This window comes from Methanospirillum sp. (genome assembly GCF_035560735.1).
Taxonomy (GTDB): Archaea; Halobacteriota; Methanomicrobia; order Methanomicrobiales; family Methanospirillaceae; genus Methanospirillum.
In genome coordinates, this window is sequence record NZ_DATMYY010000283.1 from 1 (window position 1) to 7,153 (window position 7,153).

Annotated in this window: 3 protein-coding genes; all 3 read right to left on the minus strand. The window is 44.7% G+C overall.

The window, feature by feature from the left end; translation table 11 throughout:
- Window positions 1–44: 44 nt before the first annotated feature.
- Window positions 45–2,177, minus strand: a complete 2,133-nt coding sequence (locus VN429_RS08075; RefSeq protein ID WP_325631899.1) for a protein kinase domain-containing protein — start codon at window positions 2,175–2,177, stop codon at window positions 45–47.
- Window positions 2,178–2,259: 82 nt separating this feature from the next.
- Window positions 2,260–4,776 carry a protein kinase domain-containing protein gene (locus VN429_RS08080; RefSeq protein ID WP_325631901.1) on the minus strand — a complete coding sequence of 839 codons (2,517 nt, stop codon included), beginning with the start codon at window positions 4,774–4,776 and terminating at the stop codon, window positions 2,260–2,262.
- A gap of 67 nt (window positions 4,777–4,843) precedes the next feature.
- Entirely contained in the window at window positions 4,844–6,859 is a 2,016-nt protein-coding gene (locus VN429_RS08085) for a protein kinase domain-containing protein (protein ID WP_325631903.1), read from the minus strand.
- Window positions 6,860–7,153: the final 294 nt, after the last annotated feature.

The window sequence follows — 7,153 nt, forward strand, 5'->3', positions numbered from 1 at the left end:
TTCATATGTTACTATAACATCATTCAGGCATGAAAAAGCCAGATTTACTGGCGATTAAGATTATCCAGAATAGATTGGATAGACTCTAATTCAATCAGCATTTCATCGACCGAATCATATCTGTTCTGTGAATCTATTGAAAGAGCCCGGGATATCAGCGTGTCAAATAATCCCAAATCAGATCTGACCTGAGAAGGTAACACCAGATGCAGTGAGTGGATGTTCCAAAAATCAGCGGCCAGAATTATGCCCTCGCTCAAACCATACGGACGTGAACCGGTGAGGAGCAGATACAATATGGTCCCTGTCTGGAATAGATCAGTTTTTTTCCCAGGGCCCCAATGCCGTTTGGGGTCCATCTGTTCAGGTGCCAACAACCAGCAGACAGATTCACATCCCTTCTCTGAAAGAACTGCTGCACCATCAAACCCACCAATTCGGATATGGAGGTTTCGATCAATAAAAACTTCAGAAGGATCAAGGAGATTATGGCTGACCCCCTGGTTATGCAGGTACAAAAGACCCTGGCAGATCCCAAGCCCAATCTTTACTACTGCACGTTTGGGAATCGGTAGTGAGAGATCAGCAACTGTGTACCGTCTCCTGCCCTTCTGGACCACCCCTTCAGGAGGAACAGCTACAAGATGGGGAACTGGTTTTCCTTCATAGGTTATAAGACGGACAATATGTGGATGGTCAAGAGATCGCCATACCTGAAGAATTTGGTGGTATGAAGGGATTTCAACAATATCTGGATCTATGACCTTTATCATCTGAATTGATGCATCTACCGCACGTTTAACGATGAATAATTCCCCATTCTGATAAGAATTTATCAAAGTCACCGGAGAATACTGCTCCATAAGGTCCACCGGAAAGGAATGGTAATCTGATTTTTTTGGATTTAATTGAATTATCCCTCTTTTTTCTGTTTTTTGCATTGCCTTTTGGGCATTAACATTCAAGGGATCAATATCCAGTGCCTGGCGATAAGCGACACCCGCCTCTTCTGGTTTCCCCAGTTTCTCCAGAACCAAACCTTTCTGAATCCAGAGATCAGCAGAACCTGCATCTCTGGTAAAAAGAGAATTATAATAGGAAAGGGCTTCATCTAACTTATTTTGAGATTGTAGCATCACTCCGCGATTATACGGGATAACAATATTAAGTATTACATCAGGTTCGGCCTCTTTCCCGGGTTTTACTGGTACCATCCTGCTTATCTCGGGATGATCATCATCAGGATCACCAAGTGTGAACTCTAGCTCACCTTCAGAATCAGGAAGAATTTCTAAATTCCCGGCGGTAACTGGATGAGACGAGGAATTTTTCATCCTGACGATAGCGGTAGTGCTATCATTTTCAGACCTAACCTCAACATATGACCAGTCAAGAGCTGGATTTACTGGACAGACACGATAGCGAAGGAGGACATCACGAATGAATTCCCGGCCTGCTTCATCAATGAAAGGAACAGTACGAATGAAGAACTGATCTCCTGGAACACCAGTGGGAACCCGAATAAGTATATTGCGCATCTCCCCATGGGGAATTGCCTGTCCTTCTATCTGGATCGGCCTGCTGCTGCAATTTATGGTTCTCACAACAACATCCCCCGACTCTCCCTCATTACAGATCATCATAAGGGGATCCAGAACCAGATCGGTTTTTCCCAGACCTCTTCTCCGGACTATTTCCAGGGCATCAGTGCCAGGGTCATCATTAGATGATATATATGGTAGATCAGTGCTGGATGTTTTATCTGAATTTTTTATTTTCCAGGCAACATGGCGTGTAGCATATGCACCAGCGAGCGTAATCCCCAGGAAAGCAGCAATAATTATCCCGTAATCGGTTAAACCAAGAGGAGAAACAGAATTTTCGTCAACATAATCACCTTTGGTTATCGATGAAAGACAGAATTGCCTGTTAGTCGGATCAATGGAGATAACAGTCCCTTCATGAGGTTTGATTACAGCCCCGAGATTCTGATCAAAACCCTCACCAGCCAGACGAACACTATGGAATCCTGAAGACAGATTTCTGATATTTAGTGGGGCCATACCGCGATTATATCCATCTATTGAGACCTGTATCGGCAAAGACCCGGTAAGAACCTCAAGGGATCCATTACCAGGAACATTATTCTGTAAATTGCCGGATGTCTCCCCAGACACAGGAAATATGGATACGATAAACAGGATTAGTATCAACCACCCCAGATTATTCAAGGAAGATAAAAATCGCCTTGATACGGTATCAAGATCCATTATTCTCCTTTGGATCACCCTCATGCAGCATCAGTTGTTTCAATTCTACGATAAACTCATCAACAGACGCATATCGCTCCTTTTTTTCAAGTGTCAGGAGTTTTCTCAGCAAGGGGTCATATTTTGCATACTCAGGATGATTGTTCGAAGGAGAAACATACACACCAGAGACAAAACCATTCTCCCCGGCAGGTGTGATGGAACCATTAGGATATGGAGATCTTCCGGTCATCAACCAGTACCATATTGCCCCAAACTGAAAGATGTCAGTTCGTTTCCCTAGTTTTCCATACTTTTCCCGGCTGATCTGTTCAGGAGCCAGACAATAGGCAGGGGAGACTGATCCCGATCCCATACGTGATTTCGACTCACGGATGATTCCCGATATTTTCGGGGTCATCGGCTCATCCAATAGAATATGTCTGGGGGAGAGGTGATAATGTCTCACCCCTTTCTGATGAAGATATGCCAGACCATGAGCAATCTGCTCGATAAAGACTAGAATTATTTCTTCGGAGACAGGGTGCTTCAGATCAGCTAGGGTTCTGCACAGTCTATCATTACAGGTTATCCCTGATGCGTATTCCAGTTCAAGAAAAAGAGAGGGGTTGAATTCAGCACGAAACATTTTGAGCACATTCGGGTGTTTCAACTGGTACAGAACCGAGATCTCAGTGAACAATGAAGAGGCTGGAGCAGCATCTTCATGTGCAATCTTTAATGCACGAAGATCACCAGTGTCATTTCTAAGAACAAGAACTATTGAGGCAAATGCATCCTTTCCAAGCAGCCGGATGGGAGTGTACCTGTCAGACAGAAGATCTGGAAATCCAGGGATTTTTGGTTTCTCCTCATTCTTCTTCTTTTCAGCTGCACGTTTTTCCTTAATTGCTGAAAGCTGTTTGAGCATCTCCAGTGCTTCCTCATTATCAGGATCTATGGATATTGCCTGGTTTATCATCGCTTCAGCCTCTTCCTCTAAACCCCAGCGACGGAGGACTTCAGCCTGCCTAATAAGAGCATCAATTTGTCCGGGATTATTGCGAAATACCAGGTGAAAGTATTCATACGCCTTCTCAGCAACACCCCTGGCAAGAAGTGCAACACCCCGGTTGTATGGAATCCGTATATACCGGTAGAACTCCTGACCTTTCTGAGATAGGATCTTGAGTGAGAGCGTCATCTCGTACTCATCAGTTACCGGTTCTGTGACCTCGACAGAGAGCGGGGCAGAAGTTCCCGGACCGATTAAGAGACCTTCAATAGATAGTGGATCAGGTGAATGGTTCAGGGCGGAAATATGGGCTACTGCTGATCCTGGCCGTACATCCAGATGGTTTAGTTTAACACCAACTAATGACGAAGAATTTTCTTCATTTCCTGAAGAAACAAGAGAGCCCCCAAGTCCGGATTCAGCATCTTCAGGGCGGTTTTTTTCAAGCATGTCACGGGAAAATTTCCGCACATTCTTCATCGGACCTACAGTGATATCAACAATTTTCTGACCTGCATCTGATCCAGAACCTGGATCTGATGAAGCCTGCTCGAACAAATGCTTCCGATTATGATAATCATCCAGGAGATCTTTCTCTTCGAGAGAGGAAGCCCCATCGAGCGTTCTTTTTGTTCCCTTCTTCTCCAGGTTCTCTTTATCTTCAGACTCCCTTTCTCTGCGGAGCCTGACAGTGTGAATCATAAGTACAATGCAGCCTAACAAAAAGGCAGATACAATCACAATCAACGGAACATTAGCCTTAACATACTCAAACAAAGTCCCATTTGAGACCACATCGATCTTTTTGAAGTTGATAGTTGGTTCCTGAGTAATATTTCCGACAAAAACACGGGACATCGTGCTCTTTTCTACCTGTACCGAAACAGTCCTTTCATTGCCATCACCACGGACAGTCACAGCATATGAACCTGGTTTTAGGTCAGGGATGATACAGGGAGTATACCCCATCGGTTGTCCTTTAAGGAGAACAGAAAGTTCCTGCTTTGCACTATCCACTGATATTGAACCGTTCATAGGAGAAGAGACACCATCAGCCGGGACTACGGATATTGTTTTAGTCCATACTTCAGTAACCCGCTGGTCTCCCTGTGCTGTCCGGTAGGCAACATAAAACGGAAGAAAATATTCACCCGGAGGCCCTACCGGAAGGACGGAGATAGCAAATGTGATCTCATTACCCGGTGCAATGGTGGAATCTTCAGGAATATCCACAAAGGAGGGCATACCAACCACCTCGGTAAGATTACCCCCATACACCATCCCCATGCGGTGATTCTTTCTCTCCCATGTCACAAGGCCCGTATTTCTAAAGGTAATCATCACCGGATATGACCGGCCCGGGATCAGCCGATCCGGAATCGTATCTTTGACATAGGAAAACCCAAATCCCACATTGTATGTACTGGTTTCCTCTTCCTGAGCCATCACAGGAGGAGCCAGTACGAGAAGGCAGAACAGTATCAACACGACAAGTGCCGGGATCTGGGGCATATTTTCCTAATCAATCAGATCCACATGAAAAGATATCTATATATCGGTTTGTTTAAAAGCTACAAAATCATGTAGCAGTAGCAGTATCAAGATCAGCAAGGAACTCATCAACAAGTGCATATCTCTTCTTCTTATCAGTTGCCAGCATCCGGGAGAGAATCACATCATACCTTAAAAGTCCATTTTTCAATTCTGATGGCAGAATCAACCTGTTTTCAGCGGACTCATGCCACTCTACAGATGCTTTGTCTGCAGCCAGCCTTGTGTACGGGAGAAAACCGGTGAGGAGCTCGTAAAAGATCACTCCAAGTTGATAGATGTCAGTCTTTCTTCCTGGATTTCCATAAAAAACCTCATCTTTTTGTTCTGGTGCCAGATATGCTGCCGGTGCTTCACGGGTATCAGACTCGGGAACTGAAAATCCGAGTTCATTTTTCCCCCTGGCGTACCCGGAGATCTTTGCCTGCATCTTGGGAGTCAGCAGAATATCACCAGTCTGTAGATGGTAATGCCTGATTCCAAGGCTGTGTGTGAATTTGAGTCCGTTTGCAACATCACGAATCAGTGAAACCGCATACTTCTCACGAATCGGTTTAGGGAGAGCAGAAAGAGAGGTCAGGGATCCTCCCCTGTATTTAATTCCATCAAGGAACTCTAAATCAAGGAAACTCAACTCATCATCAAACTCGGCTTTATACAACCGGACCACATTCGGATGCCTGATATTTCCCCATACCGAGGCCTCTTTCTGCAGGATCTCACTCCCGGCATTTTTCATATGGGATACTTTCAGGGCACGAATACTCCCGTTATCTTTTTTCCGTACCTTGAAGACCCGGGCATAGGAATCATCCCCAGCCACTCCAAGAGGTTCATACCTGTCTTTCAGCCCATCAGGAAACCCAAATGGGTTTGAGATATCCTGATACTGCTGATCAACGTCGGGAACCTTGAGTTCATCAGCATTCTCCCCCTTCAGATCCTTTTTATTTTTTTGTTCATCCCCGTATCCGGGTTTTTTGTCTTTTAGTTCTTTGGAACGTGAAAGGGTCTGCCCTGTTGTCCTGGTCGCTGAAACATCACCTTTTTTAGAACCATGCTCATCAGCACCAGCACCTACATTTTCAGAACCTGATGTTGAACCTTTTTTTGAAAATTTCCGGGAGGAAACTTTGCCATCAAAACTTACCGGAACTATGGTAATCGGACGGACAAAAAGCCGGACCGGATGATTTTCAGGAAACCGCTTGGTGTCCATCATCAGCATCTGTAAGCCGAAAAAGAGGATCGCTATAGTTAGTATCAGAAGAGGCAGATTTCCCTTTAAAAATCCCAGCAGTGTGTACCGTTCATCCTTTTCAATGGAAATATCAGTCTTGTTTGAACTGGTCAGGTCCACCCTGAGCCTGCTGACAGAACCAGCCTCAACCGTTACCTGAACTGCCTTTGTTTTATAATCAGGTGATGCCACACTCAAGTCATACATCGCAGGCCTGAGATCAGGAATTGTAAGCGGTGTTTTCCCTCTGACATCGCCCCCGATGAGAACCTGTGAGCCAGTCGGGATTGAAGAGACGATTATGGAACCAACAGATCCGGATGAAATCCCATCCTCTGATATGACTTTTACTGTCTTTGAGAAGGTTTCAGGGAAGGTGTTGTAACTATCACCCTTCAATGTTGCCATAGAGAAACTGATAGTATAATCACCAGGCTTTTCAGGAGGCGTCAAAATCAGAGGGAAGGTTATCTCATCACCAGGCTTTGTTTCAGTATCTTTCCCAAGCCGGGAGAAGATAGGATCAACCAGTATAGATGACTGAAGACCCTGGTACAACAGACCAAACTTCTCTACTCCCCAGTCCCATGAAACCATGCCCGTATTTCGAAATGTGACCGTGACCGGATATGTTTGTCCGGCTTCAATCATGTCAGGAATCGTGTCGTTGCTGTGTTCACCTTTGTAGTATGAAACATCTATAGAGGCAGGTACAGCATCAGCCAGGGACGGCATAAGTACGCCAAGTACAACGAATAGTACCACGCAGGCCAGTATTCGTAGCCAGGTATATCTGATACTCATATCCCCTTTATCCCACAATTTTTCATATATCCCTGAATTGTTTCACGGACAGGACCAAGTATTATCCAGATTTCTTACACCAGGTAGTACCAGACAGATTCTTATTGAGACTCTGGACCGTTCCATGCTGAGGATTATACTTCCACTTACCATACGTTCTTCAGACAGAAGAATATCAGGTTTCAGATGCTTATTCATGAATGACAGAGATTAGGAGTATCAGATATGGAAGATAATCATCATACCAAGGGAAATGCAAACCATCTCATAAGGATAGATAGGAAAATATTATGT